Origin of the sequence: Verminephrobacter eiseniae EF01-2, assembly GCF_000015565.1 — a bacterium.
Lineage (GTDB): Bacteria > Pseudomonadota > Gammaproteobacteria > Burkholderiales > Burkholderiaceae_C > Acidovorax > Acidovorax eiseniae.
The window spans coordinates 3,425,614-3,451,318 of record NC_008786.1; the positions used below are offsets into that span (position 1 = coordinate 3,425,614).

The following is a 25,705-nucleotide window of genomic DNA, read 5'->3' on the forward strand; positions in this document are numbered from 1 at the left end:
CCAGTGTGGCGCTGGGCGGCACCGGCAAGGGTCATGCGCAAGCCCATGCCATGACCCCGGCAGGGGCCGGCCGGCGTGCGGGCTTGCGCAGCGGCGCAATGACCAGGGTGCCTTGAATGTCGGTGGTGCAACCCAGCGCGATGCCATACAGCGACTCCAACGCAGGCACGGCATCGGCAGAGCTGGGAAGGTCGGCGACGAGCTTTCCACCCTTGAGCAATAACAGACGATCAAAGCCCAGCATGGCCTGGTTGATGTCGTGCAAGATCGCGACCAGGCCATGGTGCCGGGCGAAAGCATAGGCCTCCAGGCTGTCCAGCAAATCCAGTTGCAGGCCGGGATCGAGCGCAGCCAATGGCTCATCGACCAGGATCAGTCCATCATGGGCGTTCCACAATTGGGCAAACACCCGCGCCAATTGGATACGCGCCTGCTCGCCGCCGGACAATGTGTCGAAACGCCGCCGCAACAGGCCAGCAGCGTGCGCCAGCGTTGCGCTGGCTTGAACGATGTCGGCCAGGTGGGGGTCGTGAACGCGAGCAACGCGCCCCAATCCCACCACCAGATCGGCCTGAAGTCCAAAAGCCACATCGCCCGATTGCGGAAGCACGGCCCGGCGCCGGCTCAAGTCGGACAGGCTCCAATCGGCCAGCCGCTGCCCATGGAACGAGACCTGTCCGGTGGTTGGCTTGCATTCGCGGGACATGAGTTTGAGCAAGGTCGACTTGCCGGCGCCACTGGGGCCGAGGATGGCGATGCGCTCGCCCGGTGTGATGTGCAGGGAGAACGGGCCAAAAGAATGCGCCCCCAAGCGGAGGCCCACGGAATCGAGCTGCAGCAATGCGGTGTGTGTCGACGTTTTCATCCGCATCGCATCACCCGATCCTGCCCCGTGCGCCGCGCAGCAACAGCAGGAAGAACGGGCTGCCCAGCAGGGCCGTAAAAATTCCGACCGGAATTTCTGCGGGGATGGCGATCGTGCGGGCCAAGGTATCGGCCATGAGCAGGAGCAGTCCGCCCATCAGCATGGACAGCGGTACGACCTGCCTCTGGTCTGCACCGACCCAAACACGCACGAGGTGGGGCGCAATCAGTCCGATGAAGCCGATCATTCCGCACCATGCCACCGAAAACCCGGCCAGCACCGCCACCAGCACGATGACATGGCTGCGCAGGCGCTGAACATCCACACCCACATGCGCGGCAGCCGATTCGCCCAGGGCCAGCGCGTTCATCGAGCGCATCAGTTGGCGCACCCGGCACCACGCCAGCAGCAGCAAACAGGCCAAGAGCACAACCAGTGCCCAATTGCCGCCAGCCAGCGAGCCCAAGGTCCAAAACGAGATGCTGCGCAACTGCTCATCGCTGGCAAGGTAGGTGCACAAACCAATGACCGCAGCCGCCAACGCATTCAGCGCCACGCCTGTCAACAGCAGGCCGGCGATGGACCCTGGCGTAATCCAGCGGGCCATGCGGTCGAGCGTGAAGCAGACCGTCAATGCGCCAGCAAAAGCGGCGGCGGGCAAAAGCCATGGGCGCCAGGAGATGGGTATCGGCAGGTTGAACCCGGAAAAGACCACGATGGTGAGCGCAGCCGCACAAGCCGCCCCCGCGCTCACGCCCAAAAGCCCCGGGTCCGCCAGAGGATTGCGAAACAAGCCCTGTGTCAACGCACCAGCCATGCCCATGCCGGCGCCCACCAACACCGAGAAAAATGCCCTGGGCAGACGGATGCTCCACAGCACATGGGCCGCGCCAGGTACGCCCTGCTGCGCGCCAAGTCCAAGGGCAGAGAGCCAATCGCGGGCTGTCACCGGCACGGCACCGGATTGGAGCGCGACGGCCATGCCCAGCAATAAGGCGCCGAAAAGCCATGCTGCCGGCAGAGCCCGTTGGGTTGGCAAAAAAAGGCGCCAATCGACGCCGGGCATGTTCATGCGCGCATCGCCATTTCAATGGCCGCATGCAAAGCGCTCACCGCCGCAGGCAAGCGCGGCCCGAATCCCAGCATGAGCATGGCCTCCAGTGCAATCACCCGGCGCTTGTGTCCCGCAGGGGTTTGCCCCAGCCCCGGCAGTTTGAGAATGCCAGTCACGCCGCCAGCGGCCTTCAGTCCCTGATCCGTCAGCAGAACGATATCGGGCTGCGCGGCGATGACCGCTTCCGGCGTCAACGGCTTGTACCCCGAAAACCCGTCGATGGCGTTGGCCGAGGCCGCATACTCCAGCATGGCCTGGGCACTGGTGTCCGTTCCTGCCACCAGGATCTGGTTCGGCGCGTGGGCCAGCACAAACAATACCCGCGCGGCAGGCCCGGCCATGCGCCGGGTGACTTGGGCGCGGGCATGCGCCCACTCTTGCTGCAAGCGCTGTTGCAGCGCCGTGGCCCGGGCCGCTCGCCCGGTCAATGCGCCGACATGTCTGACCCGCTCGATCAGACCTTCAAAGCGGTGATTGGCCGCCAGCACGGCGACCGGAATCCCCGCTGCCGACAGTTGCCGAAGCACGGCCGGCGGCCCGGCATCCTCGGTGGCGATGACCTGCGTGGGTGCCAGCGCCAAGACGCCCTCGACAGACAAAGAGCGGGCATAGCCAACACTGGGCAGCTTTTGCGCCGACTCGGGGTACAGCGAAGTCGTGTCCACCCCGACCAGATCAGCGTTGGCCTGCAAGGCAAAAACAATCTCCGTCAGTGCCCCGCCTACGCTGACGATGCGACGCGCATCGGCGGCCCGGGCTGGCAACCCTGTCGGCCATGCGGCCAGAAGTCCCCACTGCAGACATGCCTTGCGACGTTCCGCATCCATCGGATCGGCCTTGGCCGAATGGCTTATGCGGCGCATTGGCGGGGCTCCGGCTGGAGGTTTTCGATCAGGGCACGCCACTCGCACAGCTCACGCTGGCCGGGCTTGCGCTCACCAAAGAACAGCGCCATCGTGTCGCCTTGGGCATCGAACAATTCGAGCGATGTCACCAGCCCGTCAACGGTGGGTTTCTTGACGACCCAGGCGCTGGCAATGTGGTCTTCCCGAAGGTGCAGGCTGAATCCGGGATCGAGCACATTCAGCCAAGGCCCCATGACAGCCACCTTTTTGACAGGCCCGGAGTGAATTTGAATCATGCCGGGATTGCCGACAAACACCATGATGGACACGCCATCGGTCGCCGCCGCATGCAGCAGGCTCTGGCAATCATCCGCCGCCACTTTGTGGACATACCGGGGTTCGGCCAGGCGCAGGGCTTGCGTTCGTGTCAGGCCAAAGGTCTTGAGCAATCCGAAGAACTCATGTGTATCGCGCAGCGAGTCCCATGCCCGATGAAAACCTGTCACATCGATGGATGCATCCGCGAGTTCGGCTGGCCGCGCCGCCGGGGTTTGTGCGCAGATGCCTGCGCTCTGATCGCTGGCGGCAAAGTGGGCCACCAGGCGCGTATAGGCCGCCACATCGCTGCCTGGTTTCAGGAAGACTTTGTGGATGGCCGTGCCTTCGGCATCAAAGAATTGAAGGCTGCGCTGCTCTGTTGGCTCTGTTGGCTTTCCTGGCCTCGTTTGCTCGATGACAGCAAAGCCATGCGCCCATTGCCGATAGAAGATGCGCAGATCGATCGCGCCGCCCAGCACCAGTCCCACATGGTTTTGGTGGCTTGCGTTGCGATAGACCCCCGTCTTTTCATGCACGCATGAGGCGTTGCGGGTCAAGGCCATGGCTTCACCCAATGGCTCGAGCGACTCCATGATGCCGGACCAGTCGGGGCGCAAGCGCGTGGCATGCAAAATCACGTTCGGGTCGTCGCTGGCGCTTCCGGCGTGCGCGGCGATCAGTTCTCCCTCGGAAAGACAAAGCTGCTCGGCAATATCCCGGTGGCGCGCCTTGCTGCTGCGCCGCAATGTGCTGAAAGCGTTCCGAATGGTTTGGACTGAATCGTGCATGGAAATCCCCTGTACGCTGGGTGGTGGCTACGGCGTCACCGCATCCAGCGCTGCGGCAGTCGTTTGACCCGGGCTGCGCCGGGCCGGCTCTTTACGGTGTTCGATGGCGCTCATGTGGTGGATGAATTCGGGGCATTTCCGGCACGCATCCATCACGGCACTCAGGTACGGGGATGGGTCCATGTCGGTTCCTGGCATCAAAAATCGTATCGAACGGACAGTTGTGCGTTGCGCCCGGGGGCGGTGTAGGCATCTTTGACGGTACTGCCGGAAGCCAGGCCGCTGACGTCTGACCAGCGCCAGTATTTGGTGTCGAAGACGTTATTCAGATTGGCATTGACCGACAGATTGCGGGCGGGTTTCCAATGGAACCCAAGATGGAGCACGGTATGGGACGGCGGCGCAAATTGCGCGGTCGTCGTTGAGATTCGACGGCTCTGTTTGCCTGCGCTGTAGACCAGATTCGCTCTTGCACCCCAGATGGCATCGTCGTAGCGCACGCCGAAAACCGCTTTGAGGGGTTCAATGGTGTCCAACGGCGCTTTGACACCAGCGACTTCACTCTCACCCTTTGAATAGGCAATACCTGCATTGGCTTTCCAAAGCCTGCCCATTGGCCACTGAGTGCGCGCCTCCACGCCCCGGATATGTGCGTTGGCGAGATTGATGTACTGGAACACGGTCGGATCGGCGGGCGTTCCGGTCCCACCCACTGCTTTCTGGCTGATGAAATTCTTGTAGCGGTTGTCGAATGCCGCCACGGAGTAACGGACATTTTCCATCCGCCCCCTGAAACCCAGTTCGATACTATCGGCATGCTCGGCAGTGAGATGATCGTTCCCGATACTGGTGTAACCGGAGGCCAGGTTGGTGAATCCGTTATTGACCTGATCCGGCGTTGGAGCGCGAAAGCCTTTGGCAAACTGCCCATATGGCGCAAAAGAAGGTGCAAGCTGCCACACTGCGCCCAGACGCGGTGTAACGGCTTGCCCCGACAAAGCCACTGCCGTGCCTCCGGTATATCCGGCAGACGATGGTGACAGGCGGTAGTGGTCGAAACGCAGACCAGGAATGACGCTGAATTTCCCCGCCTCGATATCGCTTTGGACAAATGCGCCGACCAAGGTATGGCGGGTATCAGGAAATGGCTTGGTGGGGAAGGTTTCTCCAAACGGGGCCACGGTGCCATCACGCACACCTGTGATCCCGGCCTGGCTCCAGTCCACGCCATAGGTCAGGCGTTGATTCAAAAAACCGCTCAGATTACTTTCCAGCAAGGTCGAAAATCCGGCGATTTTCGTCCCGTAGGTGTTGTTCCGTGTGCGGTCCGGCGCGGTGTTTCTATCCTCCGTGGCGAACTGGTTGACTTTGGCATCCTGCCAATAGACGCGCGTTTGCGCACGCTGAACCCACGGGGAGCCCGGATCGTTGAATTGGTGCTCCAACGAGAAGCGGTCCCGATGGATCCGGTCGCGCGCATCCAGGTCGAGGGTGCTGGTCGAAGTCAATGGAGGCACCGCCCGCGCCGAATAGACCTCGGTGTTTTGCGTGCGCTTTTGTGTCTCGAAAGTCAGCCCGATCTGCTGCGTCGGATCGACCGTGAGGAGTGCCTTGCCCAGCAGATACGGGTTGCTGTAGTCCACCGGGTTGGGCGTGGTTCGATTGACGTTTTGGGCACCGTTTTCCCCCTGATTGCCCACCGCGTGGCCTTGACGATAGCTGCCCAACAGCATCCCTTGCCACCGTCCGTGGGTTCCCGCGACACCCAGCGTGTTTGACCAAGAACGATCCACGCTGGCGTAACTTGAACGCGCAAACCCACCGATGGACTGCCCCGGTTTGAGAAGGTCGTCCGGGTCGAGTGTCCGGAAACTGACGGCACCTGCCAAGCCGTCGCTTCCGAACTGGGTCGATGCCGGCCCGCGCAGCACTTCGACGGTCTTGATGCCATTGACGTCGAGAAAGTCGCCGCGCCCGGTGGCAAAGGAGCCAAACGAGAAACTGTTCGGCACACGGATGCCGTCCACCATCATCAGCACCTGATTGCCTCCAAGGCCACGAATGTGGATGCCCTCGTTGCCGGCGCGCCCCGTGGCAGACCCGGCTGCCGTAAAGCGTGCCGGGGCGGCGCGAACGGTCACGTCGAGTTCATCGCGCAGCGCATCCTTGATGTCACGCGCGCCCGCTTGCTCCATCGTGGCGGCAGGCGTGACCGTGACGGTATTGGGTACCTGGTCCACCCGACGTTCGATGCGCGTGGAACTGACGGTGACCTCATCGAGCCGCGCCACGCTGCCATCGGTGTCGGCGGCTTGCTGGGCCGATGCCATGGATGGGGCCATTGCCCACACCACGCTCAGCGCCAGCGCTGTTTTTGTCTTGCTCGGCATAGTGCTTCCCAAATCAGATGCAGGCACTGGCTGGCGCAGGCTGGCTGGTGCAGGTGGCGGTGGTTTCCCTGGCTTCGTCGGTGCCCACTTTCCCGGTGGGCGTCACGCGGCGCCACCGATAGCGCTCCAGGCCATGCGCCGTGCCCAACCCGCACAGGCCAGCCAAGAGCTTGGTCGCTGGATGTCCGTGCCACTCCGCAGCGACCCATCGCCCACGGCCCGCCTCAGCAGCGCAGGGAACTGGCCTGGCCCGAACCATTGGAAGTGGGACTTTGTCCATGGGCAGAATAATAAACGCGAATCGTTATCAACTGCAAGCGGTGATTTCCCGATGCGCCCGTCGCGCCCGTCGCGTCAGCCCGTCCTGGTGTTCAACCGTCAACCGAACCGCTGGGTATCGCCGTCATGCCGCAGCGAGGCCGTGCCAGATTCGGTCAGGAATCGGACACGGCACCAGAAAAGCCCTGGCGCTCGCGGCTCTGGGCGGCATCCGCATCCAGCAATGCCGGTGTGGCTTCGGCCAGCGTTGCGCAGCCGGTCAGGGCCATCGCGATTTCCAGTTCGTCGCGCAACAGGCGCAGCACATGGGCCACGCCGGCGGCGCCCGCGTTGGCCAGGCCATACAGTGCAGGGCGGCCAATCAGCACGGCGCTGGCGCCCAGCGCCATGGCCTTGAGCACATCCGTGCCACGGCGTATGCCGCCATCGACCAGCAGCGCCAGGGGGCCTGTGGCGCTGTGGGCCACGGCGTCGGCCACGCGGGGCAGCACGCTGGCCGTGCCGGGGCTGGTGTCCAGGGTGCGCCCCCCATGGTTGGACACGATCAAGCCGGCCACGCCCAGCGCGGCCGCCTGGCGCGCATCGTCCGGGTGCATCAGGCCCTTGAGCAGCACGGGCAGCCGGGTGTTCGCTTGCAGCCATTGCACATCGGCCCAGGTGGGCGCGTGCCGCAGCAGGCCGTCGAACAGGGCGCTCTGGTCGGCCTGCAGTGTCACCCGTGGCGCGGGTCGCAGGCCGTGCAGGTTGACGGCCGATACGCCGCAAGGCAGATGAAAGCCGGCGCGCCGCTCGCGGTCGCGCGCGCCATGGCAGGGCGCGTCTACCGTCAGCACCAGGGCCTCATAGCCGGCCTGTTCGGCGCGTTCGAGCAACGCACGGGTAAAACCCCGGTCGTGCTGCAGGTACAACTGGAACCACAGCGGCCCGCGCCCCGGGTCGCTGCGGATGGCCTCGGCCACCACTTCCAGGCGCGTGCTGGCCTGGGTGCTGAGCACGATGCCGGCGCCCAGGGCCGCCGCAGCGCAAGCGCTGCCAAGCTCGCCGTCGGGGTGGGCCATGCGCTGGTAGGCCACCGGGGCCAGCAAGATCGGGTGGGCCCAGGTGCGGCCCAGCAGTTGCACCCTGGTATGGCCGCCCGCGAGCGGGCGCAGCACGCGCGGCAGCAGCCGGATGCGCTCCCAGGCGCTGCGGTTCGCGGCCAGCGTGATTTCGTCGGCTGCGCCACCGCTGAAGTAGGCCCAGGCCCGGGGGTCCAGATGCGCCCGCGCATGGCTTTCGTGGTCGGCCAGGTTCACGATGCCTGGCGGCACGGCGTTGAGGGCAGGCGCTGGCGGCAAGCTCATGTATCGGCCCACATGCGCAGCAGGTTGTGGTAGCTGCCGGTCAGTGCCACGGTTTCGGGCGATTCGCCATGCTGCTGGCGCAGGCGCAGCAGGGCCATGTCCATGTCGTAGAGCAGGCGCCGCTGCTCGGCGCTGCGCACCAGGCTCTCGACCCAGAAGAAGCAGGCCATGCGGTACCCGCGCGTCACGGGGCGCACCTGGTGCACGCTGGTGCCGGGGTAGATCACGGCATGGCCTGCGGGCAGCTTGACGCGCTGCGGGCCAAAGGTGTCATCGATGCACAGCTCGCCGCCGTCGTACTCGTCGGGCGGGGACAGGAACACCGTGCACGAGATGTCGGTGCGCAGGCGGTCGTGCCGGTCGGCCAATTGGCGCACGGCACTGTCCACATGATCGCCATAGTGGTTGTGCTCACCGCCATAGCGGTTGACCCGTGGCGGGAACACCCGCTTGGGCAAGGTGGCGGTGAGAAACAGCGCGCTGCGCTCCAGTGCCGCCAGCACCATGGCCGCGATGCGCCGGCCGGCCTCGCTGTCGCGCGGCAGTTGCTGGTTGTTCTTGGCCTGGCGCGCCTGCGTGCCGGCGCTGTCCTTGCCGTCGTCCCAGCGGGCATTGCGCAGCAGCTGGCGGGCGGTCTGCAACTCCTGGGGCGAGAGCAGGTCGGCAAGGATCAGCAGCATGGTCAGAACTTGACGCTGGCCGTGACCTGGATCGTGCGCCCCGGGCCGGGAATGTAATGGCCGGGGTAGATCGAATCGGCATAGAGCTTGTTGGTCACATTGCCCAGATGGGTCCTGATCGTGTAGCGCTCGCTGAGCGCGTACTCGGCCATCAGGTCGGCGACCATGAAGCCCGGCGCTGTCCAGCCAGGGTTGCGGTTGGGGGTCTGCGAACTGCGCCAGTTGACACCAGCCCCCAGACGCAGTGCGGGGCTGATCTGGTAGCTGCTCCACACCGTGCCGCTGTGGCGGGGCGTGAGCGACGGGCGGCTGCCCTGGCCTTCGGCACCCTGGGCACCGATGTCGATCTTGGCGCTGGGCATCCACATGTAAGAGCCGTAGACCTCCCAGCGGGGTGTCAGGCGGCCGGTGATGTCGATCTCGGCACCCGCGGCATGGCGCTTGCCCGACAGCAGGTCGATGTTCAGATCGGGGTCGGTATTGCGCTCGCGGTACTTGGTCGAGTGAAACAGCGCCAGGCGCGTGCTCAGGCGCTTGTCCGCCGAGTCCAGCTTGGCGCCGAGTTCGATGTTGCGGCTGGCCTCCGGCGGGGTGTTCACCGTCTTGGAACTGTACGAATAGGTGTCGCCCGAGGTGTTGAACGAGGTGCCGTATGAGACATGGTAGGACTGCAGGCCATTGGGTTGGTACAGCAGCCCGGCGCGCTGGCTCCACGCGGAGATCTTCTGCCGGTAACTGGTGGTGGTGACAGGGGCGGGAGCCTCTCTGGGGATGCTCAAGCTGCGGTAGCTGCCGTTCATGCTGTCGTAGCGCAGGCCGGCGAGCAGTTTCCAGTGCTCGGCGATCTGGACCAGGTCCTGGGCATAAAGGCCAAAGGCCCTGGCCTTGAAGTCGCTGGCGCTGCGCAGCACGCGGCGCGATTCATCGATGCCGGCGCCATCGTTGGGCTGGCCCACCGTGGTATCGGGCTTGGACAGATCCACGCCGCCCTGTGCGGCGCTGCGTGCTGCGGACACGGTTTTCTTCTCATCGGTAAAGTCTGCGCCGGCCAGCAGTTCGTGCTGGCGGCCCAGGGCCTGGAACTTGTTGCTGAAGTCGCTTTGCAGTTGCACGCTGTTCAGTTCCTGGATCTTCAGGTGCGTGCGGCGCTCGAGCCGCGTGGCGGGGCCGAAGTTCTCCAGCGTGGCGGCCAGGCCACCGGGTTGCCGACTGGCTTGTGCGAACCGGATGGCGCCGGCCCGCTGGTCGCGCTCGAAGTGGCCGACACGCAGTTGGGTCTTGAGCTCGGCTTGGCCGTCGAAGCGGTGGGTATGGCCCAGCGTCGCCAGGCTGGCGCTGCCGGCGCTGTAATCGCTGGCGGCGCCGTAGTAGGTCTTCGGGTCCAGTGGCAGCAGCGTGGTGGCGCTTGCCGGTGCGCTGGCATTCGGGCGAATCCAGGGCATGCCGTAGTTCATGCCGTTCTTGTTGTCCAGGTGGTACAGGCTGAGCGAAAACTCGTCGCGCATGCCCACACCCCAGGCGTAGCTGCCGGCCAGGCCCTTCTTTTCGATGCGGCTGCCGGCGCCGTCGTTGTCGGCGGTGGTGCTCATCGCATTCAGGCGCAGGGCGGCGTTCTCCCCGGTCAGGAGGTTGAAGTCACCGGTCATGCGCCGGTACTGGTGGCTGCCCAGCGTCAGGTCCACTTGGTGCGTGTCGATCAGGCGCGGGGACTTGCTCACTTGGTTGACCGCGCCACCCGTGGAGCCACGGCCGAACAGCATGGAGGCCGAGCCGCGCAGCAGTTCCAGCCGGTCCAGGTTGAAGGTGTCACGGTCGTAGAACGCGGGGTCGCGCATGCCGTCAATGAACATGTCCCCGGTGCTTTGCAAGGCAAAGCCGCGCAGCCGGATGTCCTCCTCGCCGCCTTCGGCCGCCATGAAACTGATGCCGGCGGTGTTCTTCAGCGCCTCCTTGACGGTGTCGAGGTTGCGATCGTCAATCAGGCGCTCGGTGACGACCGTGACCGACTGCGGGATATCGCGCAACTGCTGCCGACCCTTGCCGATGCGGGTCTCGCTGGCGCGCAGGCTGTCCTTGCCTTCGGGGGCATCGCTGCGCTCCTTGACCACCACCGGAGCCAGGGTCTTGTCGGGCGTGGCCGTTTGTGCCATGGCGCCTACGCAGGCACCCAGCATCAGGGCGCCCAGGGGCATGAGAGGCAGCAATGCCTTGTCCGCAGCCCTGCCGCGCGCAAGCGCGGGTGGCGCGCAGGTGAAAGAGGGTGCTCGGGAGTGCAGCATGGGGCTGCGGGTGCGGGATTTTGCCAAGGGAACCTCCGTCATTGGGGATGTGCAGGTAACGCGCAAATGCGCCAAGAGCAGGCGAGGGCAGTGGCTGGATCCGGATGGGCATGGCGGCTGTGCTTCGTCGTGCGGTACGATCGTACACCAAATGCAAATCATTCCCGTTTGTGTCTGCTTCGTTTTGGCACAGATGCGCCACACTTTGCTGTGCGTGGCCGTAAAAAAAGCCGGCAACGCCGGCTTTTTTCGGGGGCAACGAATGCCGTGCGTGTTACTTCACATGCTTGCCGATCAGGCCGGCGAGTTCAAACATCGACACTTGGGGCTTGCCGAACAGTTCCTTGAGCTTGGCATCGGCGTTGATGTTTTGCTTGTTGGCAGCGTCTTGCAGGTTGTTGGCCCTGATGTAGATCCACAGCTTGCTGATGATTTGCGTGCGTGGCAGCGGCGCCGAGCCAACCACGGCGGCCAGCGCGGGGCTGGGTGTGAGAGCCTTCATGAAAGCGGCGTTGGGGCTGCGTTTCTTGGCTGCGGGGGCTGCCGCTGTCGGCGTTTTTTTTGCAGTTGCCATGTTGGGTTCCTTGTTGGACGTAGGTTGTCACCAGCGGAAACGACACTTTCCCACTGGATGATGGATGCTAATGGGAAAAAATCATGATTCCAAGGGAGGAACCATCTTTTTTGCTTCGATTCGTTGCACTGGCGCCCTGGTCTCGACATGACGGTTGTGCGCACCATGTCCAACGAACCCGCCCGCGCTTTATCGGGCCTGCGCAACTGACAGGCAGGCGCTATCACTTGGGAGGCGATCCTAGTGTCGCGTCACCGATCAGATGTCGTAGGCTGCGCGCAGCCATCGGAGCGCAGCGCAAGGCGCATCGCGCAGCCCATACCGATCTGTATTGGCAAGCGATGCAACGCCGCGATGCGCTTCGATGGCCAGCGCAGACCGACAGATGATCGGTGACGCGACACTAGTCTGCTGTGCGCGATCGAGCCCCGGGGCCTGGTGTCTGATGTCATTCCTGAATCATCCGTGCAATTTTTCGGCTTCGCGTTCACGAACGATTGGGAGATGGAATGACAGGTCGATTGCGCACGGGGACGTTGCCGGGGGAGGGTTGAGCGTTTTGCCATCGATGGCCTGCGCCATGGTTACAAATTTCATCTCTTCTATAAGACATAAGAGCTTGTGCAACTCTTATAGAAGACTTAAAGTCCTCTCCAAGGGCGGCATGCAGCAGCCCGGTGTTTCCAACCTACCTCTGGAGTGATCCCATGCCCCAATCCCTGAACGAACAACTCAGCCGCGAGCAGCAAATCGCCGCGCTGGAAAAAAATTGGGCCCAGGCCCCGCGCTGGAAGGGCGTCAAGCGCGGCTACGGCGCCGCTGATGTGGTGCGCCTGCGCGGCAGCTTGCAGCCGGAGCACACGCTGGCCCAGCGCGGTGCGGAAAAGCTGTGGGACAAGATCAACGGCGGCGCCAAAAAGGGCTACGTGAACGCATTCGGCGCCATCTCTGCCGGGCAGGCCATGCAGCAAGCCAAGGCCGGTCTGGAAGCCGTGTACCTGTCGGGCTGGCAAGTGGCCGCCGACGGCAACACTTCGGAAACCATGTACCCCGACCAGTCGCTGTACGCCTACGACTCGGTGCCCGCGATGGTCCGCCGCATCAACAACACCTTCAAGCGCGCTGACGAAATTCAGTGGGGCCGTGGCGTCAACCCCGGCGACAAGGAGTTCATCGACTATTTCCTGCCCATCGTGGCAGACGCCGAGGCCGGCTTTGGCGGCGTGCTCAACGCCTTCGAGTTGATGAAGAACATGATCAGCGCCGGCGCTGCCGGTGTTCACTTCGAGGACCAGTTGGCGGCCGTGAAGAAATGCGGCCACATGGGTGGCAAGGTGCTGGTGCCCACGCAGGAAGCCTGCGAAAAGCTGATCGCGGCGCGCTTTGCGGCCGACGTGATGGGCGTGTCGACCATCGTGCTGGCCCGCACCGATGCCGAAGCCGCCAACCTGGTCACGTCCGACCATGACGCGAACGACAGGCCCTTTCTGACCGGCGAACGCACGCAGGAAGGCTTTTACCGCGTCAAGAACGGGCTGGAGCAAGCCATCAGCCGTGGCGTCGCCTACGCTCCTTACGCCGACCTGGTGTGGTGCGAAACCGGTGTGCCGGACATCGGCTTTGCCCGTGAATTCGCCCAGGCTGTGCACGCAGCATGCCCGGGCAAGCTGCTGTCGTACAACTGCTCGCCGTCCTTCAACTGGAAGAAGAACTTGAACGACCAGCAGATCGCCTCCTTTCAGGACGAACTGTCGGCCCTGGGCTACAAGTTCCAGTTCATCACGCTGGCCGGCATCCATATCAACTGGTTCAACACCTTCGAGTTCGCCCATGCCTACGCCCGTGGCGAAGGCATGAAGCACTACACCGATATGGTGCAGGAGCCGGAATTCGCCGCCCGCGAAAAGGGCTACAGCTTCGTGTCGCACCAGCAGGAGGTGGGCGCAGGCTACTTCGATGACGTGACCACCGTGATCCAGGGCGGCTCCTCCAGCGTGAAGGCGCTGACCGGCTCGACCGAAGAGCAACAGTTCCACTGAGCCAAAGCCTGGCGCTCGTTGCCGCAATCTGTGGTGAGCAACGCAGCCAAAGGGTGGCCCGACAAGCCCCGGGCGGATGCCTGGGGCGCGGGAAGTGGCCGTGGGGTTAAGATGCGGGCCATTCCATCGAAACGCTGAAACAAGAAAAGAGCAGGAAAGGCAGTCCGGTTATGACACCGCGAACTACGTTGGAGCCGTTCACCGGCCGCTGAGCTTGGCCGTCCGCGCTTGCACGAGACCCCCATCCTCCGAAAAGCGCGAGCCTGTTTCGCGCTTTTTCGTTTCCGGCCCTGGTGCTTGCCCGCACCACCTGTTCCCCACGGCAACCACGGCACTGACTGAAAAGAAAGTCTTCTCCCATGATTCACATCACGCTCCCAGACGGCTCGCAGCGCGCATTTCCGGGCCCGGTGACGGTGGCTGAAGTGGCGGCATCGATTGGCCCGGGTCTGGCCAAGGCGGCCTTGGCCGGCAAGATCGGCGACCAGTTGCTCGACACCAGCCACCGGATCACGGCCGACTGCCGGCTGTCGATCATCACGGACAAGGACGACGCCGGGCTGGAACTGATCCGCCACTCCACGGCCCATTTGCTGGCCTATGCCGTCAAGGAACTATTCCCCGAGGCACAGGTCACCATCGGCCCCGTGATCGACAACGGGTTTTATTACGACTTTGCGTACCAGCGCCCGTTCACGCCAGATGATTTGGTGGCCATGGAAAAACGCATGGCCGAGCTTGCCGCCAAAGACGAGCCGGTGCTGCGCCGGGTGCTGCCGCGCGATGCGGCGATCGCCTATTTCAAGGGCCTGGGGGAACACTACAAGGCCGAGATCATTGCCGGCATCCCCGGTGACGAAGAGGTCAGCCTGTACCGGGAAGGCTCTTTCGAGGACCTGTGCCGTGGCCCCCATGTCCCGAGCACGGGCAAGCTGAAGTTCTTCAAACTGATGAAGGTGGCCGGCGCGTACTGGCGCGGCGACCATCGCAACCAGATGCTGCAGCGTGTATACGGCACGGCCTGGGCCAGCAAGGAGGCGTTGCAGCAGTACCTGACGATGCTCGAAGAGGCAGAAAAACGCGATCACCGCAAGCTCGGCCGCGAGCTCGATCTGTTCCACATCGACGAGCATTCGCCCGGCACCGTGTTCTGGCATCCCAAGGGCTGGACGCTGTGGCAGGAGGTCGAGCAGTACATGCGGCGCGTGTACCGCGACAACGGCTATCAGGAGGTCAAGGGGCCACAGATTCTCGACCAGGGCCTGTGGGAGAAAACCGGTCACTGGGACAAGTACCGCGAGAACATGTTCGTGACCGAATCGGAAAAGCGCGACTACGCCCTCAAACCGATGAATTGCCCGGGCCACATCATCATCTTCAAGCAGGGCATCAAGAGCTATCGGGACCTGCCGCTGCGCTTTGGCGAGTTCGGCCAGTGCCACCGCAATGAACCCTCGGGGGGGCTGCACGGGATCATGCGTGTGCGCGCTTTCACGCAGGACGATGGCCATATCTTTTGCACTGCACAGCAGATCCAGTCCGAGATCCTGGCCTTCACGGCGCTGGTACAAAAGGTCTACCGGGACTTCGGGTTCACGGACATCATCTACAAGCTGGCGACGCGGCCCGAAAAGCACATCGGCACCGAGGAAAGCTGGGATCAGGCCGAGCATGCCCTGGCCCAAGGGCTGCGCGCCTCGGGTTGCGAATTCGAGTATCTGCCGGGCGAGGGCGCGTTCTATGGCCCCAAGGTGGAATACACGCTCAAGGATGCCCTGGGCCGGCAGTGGCAGTGCGGCACGATACAGGTCGACCCGAACATGCCCGAGCGTCTGGATGCCGAATTCGTCGGCGAAGATGGCGCCCGCCATCGCCCCATCATGTTGCACCGCGCCATTGTCGGCAGCCTGGAGCGCTTCATCGGGATCTTGCTCGAACAGCACGCAGGCGCCTTGCCCGCCTGGCTCGCGCCGGTGCAACTGGCGCTGCTCAACATCACGGAGGCGCAGTCCGACTACTGTCGCGAAATCGCTGCAAAAATGCAAAAAGCGCTGTCCCACCTGGGCCTCAGGCTATTGCTCGATCTGCGCAACGAGAAGATCACGTATAAAATACGCGAGCATTCGATGCAAAAGCTGCCTTACATCCTGGTCGCAGGCGACAAGGAGAGGGCAGCAGGTGCCGTTGCAGTGCGAGCCCGGGGTCATGGCGACCTCGGTGTCATGTCGGTCGACGCGTTCATCGAACGCATCGCTGACGAGATTTCCACCAAAGCCTGATTTTGAATACCAAAAGCTGCTTTGCCGCTTGTCAACTGTGCGGGATTGGCTACTTTTTTGTAGCGTCTTGATTCAAGGAAGATAACCATCGCTACTGAATTTCGTGATCGTCGCCACCGCGAAGAGCGCAAGCACCGCTTGAACCGTGAAATCATGGCCCCGGAGGTACGCCTGTCCGGGCCTGACAACGAACCGCTGGGCGTTGTGAGCCTGATCGAAGCCTTGCGCATGGCCGGCGAGTTGGATGTGGATCTGGTGGAAATCGCCGCCACGGCGAATCCTCCGGTGTGTCGCCTGATGGACTATGGCAAGTTCAAGTACCAGGAACAAAAACGGGCCGCCGAAGCCAAGGCCAAGCAGACGGTCATCGAGATCAAGGAAGTCAAGTTTCGTCCGGGCACGGACGATGGCGACTACCACATCAAGATGCGCAACATCCGCCGTTTTCTGGCCGACGGCGACAAGTGCAAGATCACGCTGCGCTTTCGCGGTCGTGAGATCACGCACCAGGAGCTCGGTCTGGCATTGCTCAATCGCATTCGCGACGAGTTGGCCGATGTCATCATCGTCGAGCAGTTTCCCAAACTCGAAGGGCGCCAGATGATCATGATGATCGCCCCGGGCAAGAAAAAGCCCGTGGCCAAACCGGTGCCGGACCAAGCCCCGGTCGCCGGCACTGCGGCGGTGACTTGAAAATTTGGGCACCGCGCCCGCAAAGGCGCGGTGCCCAATCAAAGTGGCTCGGGGCCAACAAGTTTGCAGATCGGTCTGCAAACGCCTCGCGAGCACAACCCAGGGGAGCATTCAATGCCCAAAATGAAGACCAAGAGCAGCGCGAAAAAGCGCTTTCGTGTTCGTCCCGGTGGCACCGTCAAGCGTGGCCAGGCGTTCAAGCGTCACATCCTGACCAAGATGACCACCAGAAACAAACGCCATCTGCGGGGTACCGTGGCCGTGCATGAGACCAACATGGGCTCGATGGCACAAATGCTGCCCGGCGCCGGCCTTTGATCACTGACGAACCAGGAGTACACACATGCCTCGCGTCAAACGTGGTGTAACGGCCCGTGCCCGCCACAAGAAAGTTCTGGCCCTTGCCAAGGGTTTCCGCGGTCGCCGCGGCAATGTCTTTCGTATCGCCAAACAGGCGGTGATGAAGGCCGGGCAATATGCCTATCGTGACCGCCGCACCAAAAAGCGCGTGTTCCGCCAACTGTGGATTGCCCGTATCAACGCCGCTGCCCGTGAACTGGGCCTGACCTACAGCCAGTTCGCCAACGGCCTGAAGAAAGCGGCCATCGAGATCGACCGCAAGATGCTGGCCGACCTGGCTGTGCACGACAAGGCCGCCTTCGGCAGCATCGTCGAGCAAGTCAAGGCCCGCCTGGCGGTTTGATCTGACACCGCGGCGCTATATCTTTAATAGCTTCCTGCGCAATGACGCCAATGGCTCATGCGCCGTCCCGTATGAATGACTGCACAAGATGAAATCGACGCGCTTCGTGTCAGGGCAAGGCGCAAACCCTTGCGACACCCGCTGGTACCGCGAGTGGGTGGCACCGCCGCTCTGGCGCGAAAGCTGCGGTTTCATGCGCAGTCGTTTGCGGGACGGCGCACTAGTGTCGTGTCACCAGGGCTTTGCTTTGGACAGCGCCAGTCCTTGTGCATTTTCAATGAGTCGCCATGAACGAGTTGGATTCCCTGGTTGAGAGCGCGCGGCAACGCTTTGCCCAAAGCACCAGTCCTGCTGATCTGGAGAATGCCAAAGCGCAGTTTCTGGGCAAGTCGGGCCGCGTAACCGAGTTGATGAAGGGCATGGCGCAACTGTGTGTCGCGGAAAAGAAAACCCGTGGCGCCGCCATCAACTTGGCCAAACAGGCCATCGAGGCCGCCCTCAACGCACGCCGCCAGGCCCTGGCCGATGCACAGTTGCAGCAGCAATTGACAGCCGATGCGCTCGACGTGAGCCTGCCGGGCCGCCAGCGCGGGCAGGGCGGCCTGCACCCTGTGTCACTGACGCTGGAGCGCATCGAGGGCCTGTTCGGCTCCATGGGTTTTGACGTGGCCGATGGCCCCGAGATCGAGACCGACTGGTTCAACTTCACCGCCCTGAACACACCCGAGGACCACCCGGCGCGTTCCATGCACGACACCTTCTATGTAGAAGGCGGCACTGCCGGCGCCCCCAACCTGCTGCGCACGCACACCAGCCCGATGCAAATACGCCACGCGGTGCAGCATGTCAAAGCGCATCGCGCGGCGTTGGATGCGGGCCAGCCCATGCCCGAGATCCGCGTGATCGCCCCTGGCCGCGCCTACCGCATCGACAGCGACGCCACGCACTCGCCGATGTTCCACCAGTGCGAGGGCCTGTGGATCGGCGAGAACGTGGGCTTCAAGGACCTGAAGGTCATCTTCACGGGCTTTTGCCGCAGGTTTTTTGAAAGCGATGATTTGGTGCTGCGCTTTCGTCCCAGTTTTTTCCCCTTTACGGAGCCCAGCGCCGAGATCGACATCCGGTTTCAGACCGGCCCGCTGGCTGGCCGCTGGCTGGAAGTGGCCGGCTCGGGCCAGGTGCACCCGAACGTGGTGCGCAACATGGGACTGGATCCCGAAAAGTACATCGGCTTTGCCTTCGGCATGGGGCTGGACCGACTGACCATGCTGCGCTACGGCGTCAGCGACCTGCGCCTGTTCTTTGACGGCGACATCCGTTTTCTGTCGCAGTTCCGGTAACGCCGATCCGTACAAGAGTCTGACCATGCAATTTCCCGAATCCTGGTTGCGCGAGTTCTGTAACCCGCCGCTGACCACGGTCGAACTGGCGCAAACGCTGACCATGGCCGGCCTGGAGGTGGAAGCACTGCGCCCCGTGGCGCCCCCTTGCACCCGGGTCGTGGTGGGCCACATCAAGGCGGTCGCGCAGCATCCCGAGGCCGACCGCCTGCGCGTGTGCCAGGTGGACGTGGGGCAGGGTGGCGCTCTGCTCAACATCGTCTGCGGTGCGCCCAATGCCCGGGTGGGCATCAAAGTGCCTTGCGCATTGGTCGGCGCAGAACTGCCAGCCGGAGATGACGGCCAGCCTGTCCGCATCGAACTGGGTCAACTGCGCGGCGTGCCCAGCCAGGGCATGCTGTGCTCGGCCCGCGAACTCAGGCTGTCCGAGGAGCATGGCGGCGGTTTGCTGGAACTGGACGCATCGGCCCCCCTGGGCCAGGACATCCGCGTGCACCTGGATCTCGACGACATGCTGTTCACCCTCAAGCTCACGCCCAATCTGGCGCATTGCCTGAGCGTCCATGGCATTGCGCGCGAAGTCTCGGCACTGACGGGCGCTGCGCTGCAGCAGCCATCGTTTCCCGCAGTCGCCGCCAGGATTGCCGACAAACTGCCGGTGCAGGTCAGTGCCACTGACCTGTGCGGGCGCTTTTCCGGCCGCATCGTGCGCCATCTGAACCCGCATGCCACCACGCCGCAGTGGATGCGCGAGCGCCTGGCCCGCTGCGGCCAGCGCAGCGTAGCGCCACTGGTGGACATCTCCAACTACGTGATGTTCGAGCTCGGCCGGCCATCGCATATTTTTGACCTCGACAAGATCTGCGGCGGGCTCCATGTGCGCTGGAGCAAACCTGGCGAGCAGCTCACATTGCTCGATGGCAACCGCATCACGCTCGACGACAAGGTGGGCGTGATTGCCGACGACGAGCAGGTCGAATCGCTGGCCGGCATCATGGGCGGCAACGCCACGGCCGTGTCGGAGCAGACCCGGCATATCTACATCGAGGCCGCCTTCTGGTGGCCCAAGGCGGTGGCAGGGCGCTCGCGGCGCCTGAACTGCGCAACCGATGCCGGCCACCGCTTCGAGCGCGGCGTCGACCCGAGCCTGACCGTAGAGCATATCGAACGCATCACCGCGCTGGTCAGCGCCATCTGCGGCACGCCGCAGACAGCCTGCGGCCCCATCGACGACCAGTGCCTGAACCTGCCTGTGCCGCAGCCTGTCACGCTGCGCGTGGCGCGTGCGGCCAAGGTCATCGGCATGCCGCTGACGCAGCAGCAATGCGCCGACGCACTGCAACGCCTGGCCTTGCCGATGGTGCAGGGCGATGGCCAGCTCACGGTCACGCCACCGGCCCACCGCTTTGACCTCACGATAGAGGAAGACCTGATCGAAGAAGTCGCGCGCATGGTGGGCTACGACAAACTGCCGGCCACGCCCCCGCTGGCACCCATGGCCCCCCAACTCGCCGCCGAGGCCAGGCGCAGCCCATTCGCCGTGCGCCGCGCGCTGGCCGGCGCTGGTTACCAGGAAACGATCAACTTCAGCTTTGTGCCAGAGCGCTGGGAACTGGAACTGGCGGCCAATCCGCAGCCGATCCGGCTGCTCAACCCGATTGCCAGCCAGATGAGCGTCATGCGCTCTACTTTGTTTGGCTCGTTGCTACAGGTTTTGAGGTTCAATCTGGACCGCAAGGCCGCGCGTGTGCGCGTGTTCGAGTTGGGCCGGGTGTTCCTGCGCGCTGACGACATCAAGAACACCGACACCACGGTGGCGGGCATCCACCAGCCCCTGCGCGTGGCGGGCCTGGCCTATGGCCCGGGCGACATCCTGCAATGGGGACGCAAGGAGCAGGCCATCGACTTCTTCGATGTCAAGGGTGATGTGCAGGCCCTGCTGGCGCCACTGTCTGCCGACTTTGAAGCGGCAAGCCATCCGGCCCTGCACCCTGGCCGCTGTGCGCGCGTGCTGCTGAACGGGCGCGCCATCGGCTTTGTCGGCGAGTTGCATCCGCAGTGGCGCCAATCCTGGGAACTGCCCCAGGCCCCGGTGCTGTTCGAGCTCGAACTCGACGCCGTGCTGCAACGCGAGGTGGCCCGCTTCCGGCCCGTGGCCCGGCATCAGGCCGTCGAGCGCGACCTGGCCGTGGTAGTGGCCGAGCGCGTGACACATGCCGACATCATGGCCGCCGTGCAACGGGCCGCACCCGACACCATGCGCTCGGCCGTGCTGTATGACATCTACCGCCCCAAGGCGCCGCGTGCCGGTGAACATGCCGCTGAACCGGCGCCCGCAACCGGATTGGCCCCCGGTGAGAAAAGCCTGGCCCTGCGCCTGACCCTGGCCAGCGACGAAGCCACACTCACCGAAACCCGGATCGATACCGCCGTGCAGGCCGTGGCCGACCAACTGGCCCGGTGCACAGGCGCCCGGCTGCGTGCCGGATGACGCCCGATGGGAGTGATGCCATGATCGAATTTGCAGTAGAAAACCTGGAGACACCGGCGCTGACGAAAGCACAGTTGGCCGAACTACTGTTTGATCAGATCGGCCTGAACAAGCGCGAGTCCAAAGACATGATCGACGCGGTTTTCGATCTGATTGCGCAAAGTCTGGTCGACGGCAAAGACGTCAAGTTATCGGGCTTCGGCAATTTTCAGATCCGCACCAAAGCGCCCAGACCCGGGCGCAACCCGCGCACGGGCGAAGCCATCCCCATCCAGGCACGCCGCGTCGTGATCTTTCATGCCAGCAGCAAGCTCAAGGAACAGATACAGACAGCCGCGATCGGATAAATTGGAGACCGCCTTTGTCGCAATCTGGACACCAACTGGCTGGCGGTACCGGCGTGTCTGCGGTAGGCTTGCCAGCTTTCTGGTCTGAACCCGCAATCCATGGGCCACCACCTTCCCGCCATCCCTGCCAAGCGCTACTTCACCATTGGTGAGGTCGCCCAACTGTGCGGCGTCAAACCCCATGTGCTGCGTTACTGGGAGCAGGAGTTCTCCCAACTGCGCCCGATGAAGCGGCGTGGCAACCGGCGCTACTATCAGCACCACGAGGTGCTGATGATTCGCCGCATTCGCGACCTGCTCTACGAGCAGGGCTTTACCATCAGCGGTGCCCGCAACCGCCTCCAGGAACTCACCTCCTCGGAGTCTGGTGCGTTGGCGGCAAACGCCACGGCCGAGTCCGGATTCGGCATGCTGCTCGACAGCGCGCCAGACCTTGGCATCGATGCGCTGGATTTCGCTTTGGACTCGAACGCCGTGCGCAAAGAATTATTCGAGATCCGCGCGCTGCTGGCGCTGAACTGAAGTGTTTCCCGCATATACTCCACCCCTTGTCGGCGTGTAGCGCAGCCTGGTAGCGCACTTGCATGGGGTGCAAGGGGTCGCGAGTTCGAATCCCGCCACGCCGACCATTTTTTCTCAATGAAATCAACGGGTTACAGCAGAAATGTCGTAACCCGTTTTTCTTTGGCTGAAGCCGTTTTGGTCTGAGGGGTAAACCGGATTTGACATCCGTTGACCACAAAGTCTGTGGGGTGCTTGAGACGCCTGGAATAAAAGAACGAGCGTGGAGTTCTGCGCAAACTCCTCGCCTTCCTGAGCGCTCTGCGCAGCTCAGCTACGAGGGGGAGGAGAAGACGCAACTGGGTCTTTGCTGTTGTCGCTCACCGAGTGCGCATGCGCACCAGCGAGTTGTGCCTGCCGACACTGGAGCAACTCGATCTGGACCGCAGCCTCTGGCGCATTCCCCGGAAAGCGTCAAGCAGCTATACCACGCTGAGTATGTCGAGCAGCGCTGGGCAATGATGCAGGGCTGCCGAAGCCAACTCAGCCGATATCCAGAGTCCGGTGGTGCTCCCACAGGATTGTCAGCGCGTCATGGGGCGCCCTGGAGATCATCTGATCGATGATGGCGTCGCCGTCGACGTCGGAGAAAGCCATGGACCAGTTGGAGTACCGCCGTCCCGCGGCGAGAGGCTCATGGAACAAGGTCGTGACACCCTTATGCCGGGGATTTTGGCGGATGCGGTCCACCAGCGCATTGACCGCTACAGGATTTCCTTCGATGTATTGGCAAAAGCGCTCGCCGTCGAACAGGAGCACGCCGGTGATTCCGTTCGATGCATTGAATGCCCTGGCGGTCTTGATGATGGCCCCCACGCAAGTGGCGTCATAGCCATCTGCCAGGGTGCTGTAGTAAACGAACTGGCTCAACGCTTCATTGCTCATGGATATCCTGTCGGTCGGCTGCGGTATATGGCCAACGAAAAGGCAACGCTCTTTAGGTATCTGGCAACTATCACCGCGCCTGCCAAGGCCATGTCGCATGGTCACGGAGCCGGACGATGGCCAGAAGCGCGAAAAGCGGAACGAACACCAAGAACAATGATTGTGGCGCAATCCAGTTCTCGAGCAAGCCACCCAGCAGCCCGCCGAATACCCCCCTGCTGGGGCCAGACAGCGCGTTGATCGATGCGGCCTGGCTAAAGCCGATCGTCTCACCCAACTGCGCGAACTCCGTGAGGTTGATGATCTGCAGCAAACCCAGACCACACCCCCCCAGGCCGAGCCCAGGATGAAGACCGGGCGCGGGCCATGCGTGCTGACCCAGCGGCCTGCCGAGGCCGCCAGAATCAGCATGCCAATGCTCTGCGACAGAGCCACTGCCGCGAGCACCTGCGCGGCATATTGCCGACGGTATTTCCTGGAAGTATCGTCATGCAGCAGCTCCACCCGGCTGGCGGCGTAGTCGAAATCGTTGCCATGTACGGCCCACAGCTTGTCGGCCAGCGTTTTGAGGTTGTCTGGCAGGTGATCGTAGACAGCCACCGTGTTGGCCCACCCGTGTCTCCATCCAGTTCGGGCAACGTGACGGCGCGAAGAATGGACAACTTGGGCGGACGCACATCGAAGGTGACATCGGTGTGCCAAGAATTGGCGCGCCCGCCCCGGTGCGAGTGGAGTTCAAGTATCGAGGGATCCTCCTGGGCAGCGACAGTCGGGTGACTGACGATGTCACCAAAGTTCCGCGCGAAATCCCGGTGCGTCTGGTCGGTGATCTGGTGCTAATTCCGAAAGAACACCACCCAATGCTTGAGCAACATCTGGTAGATAAAGTCGATTGCCTCTTGAGGCATATTGTTTTGAATGACGATACCGCGCAATTCGGCGCCAAGCCCGCCCGATAATGGAATGGCCTGATACGCTTGGCCTTGCTCGGCAATGGCGGCACATGACATGCTTCATCCTCTCTAAAGTTCTTGAAAAATAAATAATTCAATTCACTGCAACCCTAATGCGGAATCGCACTTGGACCTGATGAGAAATATCGCCTGGGTTTCCGAAATTTCTGGAGCACTCTTGCGCACAAATAGAATGATCGACTCCATTGCGGTTTGATGACGGACCAGCAATTCCCTGGTTTCCCCATCGGGGGAGAAAACCATATAGGCACAAAATTCCTCATCCTCCGTGAATCGGTCCAAGGGGGATGTGACCTGACCGGAAGCAGTGGTGGCAACCCTGAGCGCCCACAATGAGATCAGTAATTTCTTGAGCATTTTTCGCAGAAAAGCCATTTTTATAATCGCCTTGTTTCCCGCGAATCGTATTGGAGGCAAGCGATATACGGCAAACAAATAATCGTTATGCAGTTCATAACGATTCGTGAACGAGCCATTTCGAGACAGGATACCCAGAAATCGAACAGCCTGACGGTGGAGGCAGGTCCGATATTTCTTCACACCTGAACCAGCTTCGCCACATTTAAAACTGGCAGTACACGTCCCTGCTCAGCATGTGCATCGATTTCACTTAAACTGATTGCGCGACACAACAATTGGGAAGCGCGGGCGGCAATGGAACGAGACGTCGAATCGCAAGCGGCATCGCGGGAATATGACGATCTCGAGGGCCGCAAGGACATGCTCCGTGGACGCCTGCTCGCACCCGAATTGCTGCGTGCTTTTGTTGCGGTGGTGGAGTGCAATGGCTACACACCCGCCGCCCACTACCTGCATCGCACCCAGGCCGCGGTCAGCCAGCAGATCTCGCGGCTGGAAGATTGCATTGGCGCCGATCTGTTCGAAAAGCCCACGAGGCAGCTGAAGCTGAGCGGGCAGGGCAAAGTGCTGCTCGGCTATGCCCGCCGCCTGCTGGCCTTGAACAATGAGGCGATGGAAAAACTGCGTCCTGGAATCGTGAGTGGAGCAGTACGCATGGGAGCGACGAACTGCTACGCCACCACGGTGCTCCCGTTGCTGCTGGCCGAGTTCTCCGAGCTTTATCCCGCCATCCATATCGACCTGGAGGTCGGCGTCGCCGAGGAGATGCAGAGGAAGCTGGGGCCTGCCTTCGATCTCACGATCAATGCCTTCCAGGGCGGCGAAGGCAATGGCGTCCTGCTGCGCAAGGACCCCGTGGTCTGGGCGATGTCCCATCGGGCCAGGCCGCATCTCAAGACACCCATTCCCCTGGCAGTACTTCCGCAGGGATCGCTGCTCAGGCGGTGGGCCCAAGAAGCGTTGACGGCGGCCGGACGGCGCTGGGTGGTGGTGCAAGAGAGTTCCAGCGTGGAAGTCCTGAAGGCCTGCGTTCTGGCGGGACTGGCGGTCGGGGGTTTTCAGGACTCGACCGTTCGGGCGGCCCCGGGGCTGCGCCTCCTCCTGCCAGAAGAAGGGTTCCCCACCCTGCCGTCGACCGAGATGTGGCTGGAGCGGGCAGACCGCGAATTGCCTCGGGCGGCCAAGTGCCTTTATGAGTTCTTGCTGGAGCAGTTGCCTCCATGGGAGGTCCAAGAATCCGCTCTTGCGTCGGATAGTGCAGGCGAGATTGCGCAAGGGTGAACGGATCACCGGTTTCAACTGAATGGCGAGCCGATGCTCAGGACCGGGGGGATCGGCGGCGTAGACTTGCCCGATGCGGCGATGCGGTGCGTTGAGCGACCGGAATGCCAGTGACTGCAGTCCTTAACAGGCCTTTGAAGTACCGACGATGAACGCGATTTTTCCGTCGAAGATCCGCTTTCCCCCTTTACGAAGGACTCGACTTCCAGCCCTGTGGTTGCTACGTTTGCAAACAATGCGTGTGCGGTAACCATTGAGACTTTGGGTTTGAATATTT

The 25,705-nt window shown here is 62.7% G+C and carries 25 protein-coding genes, 1 tRNA gene and 1 pseudogene; 12 read left to right on the plus strand and 15 right to left on the minus strand.

Annotated features, from left to right (window positions below):
• Positions 1-31: 31 nt before the first annotated feature.
• The 10 genes from VEIS_RS14965 to VEIS_RS15005 all read right to left on the minus strand — a co-directional run bounded on the left by VEIS_RS14965 (position 32) and on the right by VEIS_RS15005 (position 11,475).
• Positions 32-865: an ATP-binding cassette domain-containing protein gene (locus VEIS_RS14965; RefSeq protein WP_157048532.1), complete on the minus strand. Its 834-nt coding sequence runs from the start codon at positions 863-865 to the stop codon at positions 32-34.
• 10 nt (positions 866-875) lie between these two features.
• Complete coding sequence (locus tag VEIS_RS14970; protein ID WP_232287706.1) at positions 876-1,847, minus strand: FecCD family ABC transporter permease; 972 nt, start codon at positions 1,845-1,847, stop codon at positions 876-878.
• A gap of 86 nt (positions 1,848-1,933) precedes the next feature.
• On the minus strand, positions 1,934-2,842 hold the full coding sequence (locus VEIS_RS14975; RefSeq protein WP_011810808.1) for a heme/hemin ABC transporter substrate-binding protein: 909 nt from the start codon (positions 2,840-2,842) through the stop codon (positions 1,934-1,936).
• Positions 2,830-3,930, minus strand: a complete 1,101-nt coding sequence (locus VEIS_RS14980) for a hemin-degrading factor (protein WP_011810809.1) — start codon at positions 3,928-3,930, stop codon at positions 2,830-2,832. Before VEIS_RS14980 ends, VEIS_RS14975 begins: the two co-directional genes overlap by 13 nt.
• 27 nt (positions 3,931-3,957) lie before the next feature.
• Positions 3,958-4,113 (minus strand): hypothetical protein, encoded by a 156-nt coding sequence (locus VEIS_RS28840; RefSeq protein WP_157048533.1) that lies wholly within the window; start codon positions 4,111-4,113, stop codon positions 3,958-3,960.
• Between the two features lie 14 nt (positions 4,114-4,127).
• Positions 4,128-6,320 carry a TonB-dependent hemoglobin/transferrin/lactoferrin family receptor gene (locus tag VEIS_RS14985; protein WP_011810810.1) on the minus strand — a complete coding sequence of 731 codons (2,193 nt, stop codon included), beginning with the start codon at positions 6,318-6,320 and terminating at the stop codon, positions 4,128-4,130.
• 434 nt (positions 6,321-6,754) lie between these two features.
• Positions 6,755-7,942, minus strand: coding sequence for an alpha-hydroxy acid oxidase (locus VEIS_RS14990; RefSeq protein ID WP_011810811.1), 1,188 nt, complete (start codon positions 7,940-7,942; stop codon positions 6,755-6,757).
• Positions 7,939-8,622 carry a Fe2+-dependent dioxygenase gene (locus VEIS_RS14995; protein ID WP_011810812.1) on the minus strand — a complete coding sequence of 228 codons (684 nt, stop codon included), beginning with the start codon at positions 8,620-8,622 and terminating at the stop codon, positions 7,939-7,941. Before VEIS_RS14995 ends, VEIS_RS14990 begins: the two co-directional genes overlap by 4 nt.
• A gap of 2 nt (positions 8,623-8,624) precedes the next feature.
• Positions 8,625-10,901 (minus strand): TonB-dependent receptor, encoded by a 2,277-nt coding sequence (locus VEIS_RS15000; RefSeq protein WP_232287707.1) that lies wholly within the window; start codon positions 10,899-10,901, stop codon positions 8,625-8,627.
• A 274-nt stretch (positions 10,902-11,175) separates the two neighbouring features.
• Positions 11,176-11,475 (minus strand): SWIB/MDM2 domain-containing protein, encoded by a 300-nt coding sequence (locus tag VEIS_RS15005; RefSeq protein WP_011810814.1) that lies wholly within the window; start codon positions 11,473-11,475, stop codon positions 11,176-11,178.
• Positions 11,476-11,712: 237 nt separating this feature from the next.
• Between VEIS_RS15005 and VEIS_RS31660 the strand changes: the two are divergent.
• The 11 genes and pseudogenes from VEIS_RS31660 to VEIS_RS15055 all read left to right on the plus strand — a co-directional run.
• Positions 11,713-11,884 (plus strand): annotated as a pseudogene (locus VEIS_RS31660) (SDR family NAD(P)-dependent oxidoreductase); the annotation flags it as partial.
• 298 nt (positions 11,885-12,182) lie between these two features.
• Positions 12,183-13,514, plus strand: a complete 1,332-nt coding sequence (gene aceA / locus VEIS_RS15010) for an isocitrate lyase (RefSeq protein WP_011810816.1) — start codon at positions 12,183-12,185, stop codon at positions 13,512-13,514.
• Positions 13,515-13,873: 359 nt separating this feature from the next.
• Positions 13,874-15,793, plus strand: coding sequence for a threonine--tRNA ligase (gene thrS, locus VEIS_RS15015; RefSeq protein WP_011810817.1), 1,920 nt, complete (start codon positions 13,874-13,876; stop codon positions 15,791-15,793).
• A gap of 81 nt (positions 15,794-15,874) precedes the next feature.
• Positions 15,875-16,486: a translation initiation factor IF-3 gene (gene infC / locus VEIS_RS15020; protein ID WP_083758645.1), complete on the plus strand. Its 612-nt coding sequence runs from the start codon at positions 15,875-15,877 to the stop codon at positions 16,484-16,486.
• Positions 16,487-16,600: 114 nt separating this feature from the next.
• Entirely contained in the window at positions 16,601-16,804 is a 204-nt protein-coding gene (gene rpmI, locus VEIS_RS15025; RefSeq protein WP_011810819.1) for a 50S ribosomal protein L35, read from the plus strand.
• A gap of 25 nt (positions 16,805-16,829) precedes the next feature.
• Positions 16,830-17,189, plus strand: coding sequence for a 50S ribosomal protein L20 (gene rplT / locus VEIS_RS15030; RefSeq protein ID WP_011810820.1), 360 nt, complete (start codon positions 16,830-16,832; stop codon positions 17,187-17,189).
• A 287-nt stretch (positions 17,190-17,476) separates the two neighbouring features.
• Positions 17,477-18,529 (plus strand): phenylalanine--tRNA ligase subunit alpha, encoded by a 1,053-nt coding sequence (pheS, locus tag VEIS_RS15035; RefSeq protein ID WP_011810821.1) that lies wholly within the window; start codon positions 17,477-17,479, stop codon positions 18,527-18,529.
• A gap of 25 nt (positions 18,530-18,554) precedes the next feature.
• Positions 18,555-21,020, plus strand: a complete 2,466-nt coding sequence (pheT, locus tag VEIS_RS15040) for a phenylalanine--tRNA ligase subunit beta (RefSeq protein ID WP_011810822.1) — start codon at positions 18,555-18,557, stop codon at positions 21,018-21,020.
• Between the two features lie 20 nt (positions 21,021-21,040).
• Positions 21,041-21,367 carry an integration host factor subunit alpha gene (locus tag VEIS_RS15045; RefSeq protein ID WP_011810823.1) on the plus strand — a complete coding sequence of 109 codons (327 nt, stop codon included), beginning with the start codon at positions 21,041-21,043 and terminating at the stop codon, positions 21,365-21,367.
• Positions 21,368-21,466: 99 nt separating this feature from the next.
• Positions 21,467-21,889: a MerR family transcriptional regulator gene (locus tag VEIS_RS15050; RefSeq protein ID WP_011810824.1), complete on the plus strand. Its 423-nt coding sequence runs from the start codon at positions 21,467-21,469 to the stop codon at positions 21,887-21,889.
• Between the two features lie 30 nt (positions 21,890-21,919).
• Positions 21,920-21,996, plus strand: a tRNA-Pro gene (locus tag VEIS_RS15055).
• A gap of 415 nt (positions 21,997-22,411) precedes the next feature.
• On the opposite strand, the gene VEIS_RS30620 is transcribed toward VEIS_RS15055, so the two are convergent.
• The 5 genes from VEIS_RS30620 to VEIS_RS15070 all read right to left on the minus strand — a co-directional run bounded on the left by VEIS_RS30620 (position 22,412) and on the right by VEIS_RS15070 (position 24,162).
• Entirely contained in the window at positions 22,412-22,813 is a 402-nt protein-coding gene (locus VEIS_RS30620; protein WP_011810825.1) for a BLUF domain-containing protein, read from the minus strand.
• Between the two features lie 70 nt (positions 22,814-22,883).
• Positions 22,884-23,126 carry a hypothetical protein gene (locus VEIS_RS30625; RefSeq protein WP_049773932.1) on the minus strand — a complete coding sequence of 81 codons (243 nt, stop codon included), beginning with the start codon at positions 23,124-23,126 and terminating at the stop codon, positions 22,884-22,886.
• Positions 23,127-23,217: 91 nt separating this feature from the next.
• Positions 23,218-23,643, minus strand: a complete 426-nt coding sequence (locus VEIS_RS30630; protein WP_321161071.1) for a TauD/TfdA dioxygenase family protein — start codon at positions 23,641-23,643, stop codon at positions 23,218-23,220.
• Positions 23,644-23,649: 6 nt separating this feature from the next.
• The gene (locus VEIS_RS30635) at positions 23,650-23,823 is read right to left on the minus strand and encodes a hypothetical protein (protein ID WP_232287709.1); all 174 of its coding nucleotides are present in this window, start codon (positions 23,821-23,823) and stop codon (positions 23,650-23,652) included.
• A 42-nt stretch (positions 23,824-23,865) separates the two neighbouring features.
• Positions 23,866-24,162: a hypothetical protein gene (locus VEIS_RS15070; RefSeq protein WP_157048536.1), complete on the minus strand. Its 297-nt coding sequence runs from the start codon at positions 24,160-24,162 to the stop codon at positions 23,866-23,868.
• 279 nt (positions 24,163-24,441) lie between these two features.
• Between VEIS_RS15070 and VEIS_RS15075 the strand changes: the two genes are divergently transcribed.
• Entirely contained in the window at positions 24,442-25,428 is a 987-nt protein-coding gene (locus tag VEIS_RS15075) for a LysR substrate-binding domain-containing protein (RefSeq protein ID WP_232287710.1), read from the plus strand.
• Positions 25,429-25,705: the final 277 nt, after the last annotated feature.

Coding starts and splice junctions, on each gene's coding strand:
- VEIS_RS14965 (WP_157048532.1), bottom strand. CDS start 865: ATGAAAACGTCGACACACACCGCATTGCTGCAGCTCGATTCCGTGGGC.
- VEIS_RS14970 (WP_232287706.1), bottom strand. CDS start 1,847: ATGGCCGTCGCGCTCCAATCCGGTGCCGTGCCGGTGACAGCCCGCGAT.
- VEIS_RS14975 (WP_011810808.1), bottom strand. CDS start 2,842: ATGCGCCGCATAAGCCATTCGGCCAAGGCCGATCCGATGGATGCGGAA.
- VEIS_RS14980 (WP_011810809.1), bottom strand. CDS start 3,930: ATGCACGATTCAGTCCAAACCATTCGGAACGCTTTCAGCACATTGCGG.
- VEIS_RS28840 (WP_157048533.1), bottom strand. CDS start 4,113: ATGGACCCATCCCCGTACCTGAGTGCCGTGATGGATGCGTGCCGGAAA.
- VEIS_RS14985 (WP_011810810.1), bottom strand. CDS start 6,320: ATGCCGAGCAAGACAAAAACAGCGCTGGCGCTGAGCGTGGTGTGGGCA.
- VEIS_RS14990 (WP_011810811.1), bottom strand. CDS start 7,942: ATGAGCTTGCCGCCAGCGCCTGCCCTCAACGCCGTGCCGCCAGGCATC.
- VEIS_RS14995 (WP_011810812.1), bottom strand. CDS start 8,622: ATGCTGCTGATCCTTGCCGACCTGCTCTCGCCCCAGGAGTTGCAGACC.
- VEIS_RS15000 (WP_232287707.1), bottom strand. CDS start 10,901: ATGCTGCACTCCCGAGCACCCTCTTTCACCTGCGCGCCACCCGCGCTT.
- VEIS_RS15005 (WP_011810814.1), bottom strand. CDS start 11,475: ATGGCAACTGCAAAAAAAACGCCGACAGCGGCAGCCCCCGCAGCCAAG.
- aceA (WP_011810816.1), top strand. CDS start 12,183: ATGCCCCAATCCCTGAACGAACAACTCAGCCGCGAGCAGCAAATCGCC.
- thrS (WP_011810817.1), top strand. CDS start 13,874: ATGATTCACATCACGCTCCCAGACGGCTCGCAGCGCGCATTTCCGGGC.
- rpmI (WP_011810819.1), top strand. CDS start 16,601: ATGCCCAAAATGAAGACCAAGAGCAGCGCGAAAAAGCGCTTTCGTGTT.
- rplT (WP_011810820.1), top strand. CDS start 16,830: ATGCCTCGCGTCAAACGTGGTGTAACGGCCCGTGCCCGCCACAAGAAA.
- pheS (WP_011810821.1), top strand. CDS start 17,477: ATGAACGAGTTGGATTCCCTGGTTGAGAGCGCGCGGCAACGCTTTGCC.
- pheT (WP_011810822.1), top strand. CDS start 18,555: ATGCAATTTCCCGAATCCTGGTTGCGCGAGTTCTGTAACCCGCCGCTG.
- VEIS_RS15045 (WP_011810823.1), top strand. CDS start 21,041: ATGATCGAATTTGCAGTAGAAAACCTGGAGACACCGGCGCTGACGAAA.
- VEIS_RS15050 (WP_011810824.1), top strand. CDS start 21,467: ATGGGCCACCACCTTCCCGCCATCCCTGCCAAGCGCTACTTCACCATT.
- VEIS_RS30620 (WP_011810825.1), bottom strand. CDS start 22,813: ATGAGCAATGAAGCGTTGAGCCAGTTCGTTTACTACAGCACCCTGGCA.
- VEIS_RS30635 (WP_232287709.1), bottom strand. CDS start 23,823: ATGTCATGTGCCGCCATTGCCGAGCAAGGCCAAGCGTATCAGGCCATT.
- VEIS_RS15070 (WP_157048536.1), bottom strand. CDS start 24,162: ATGGCTTTTCTGCGAAAAATGCTCAAGAAATTACTGATCTCATTGTGG.
- VEIS_RS15075 (WP_232287710.1), top strand. CDS start 24,442: ATGGAACGAGACGTCGAATCGCAAGCGGCATCGCGGGAATATGACGAT.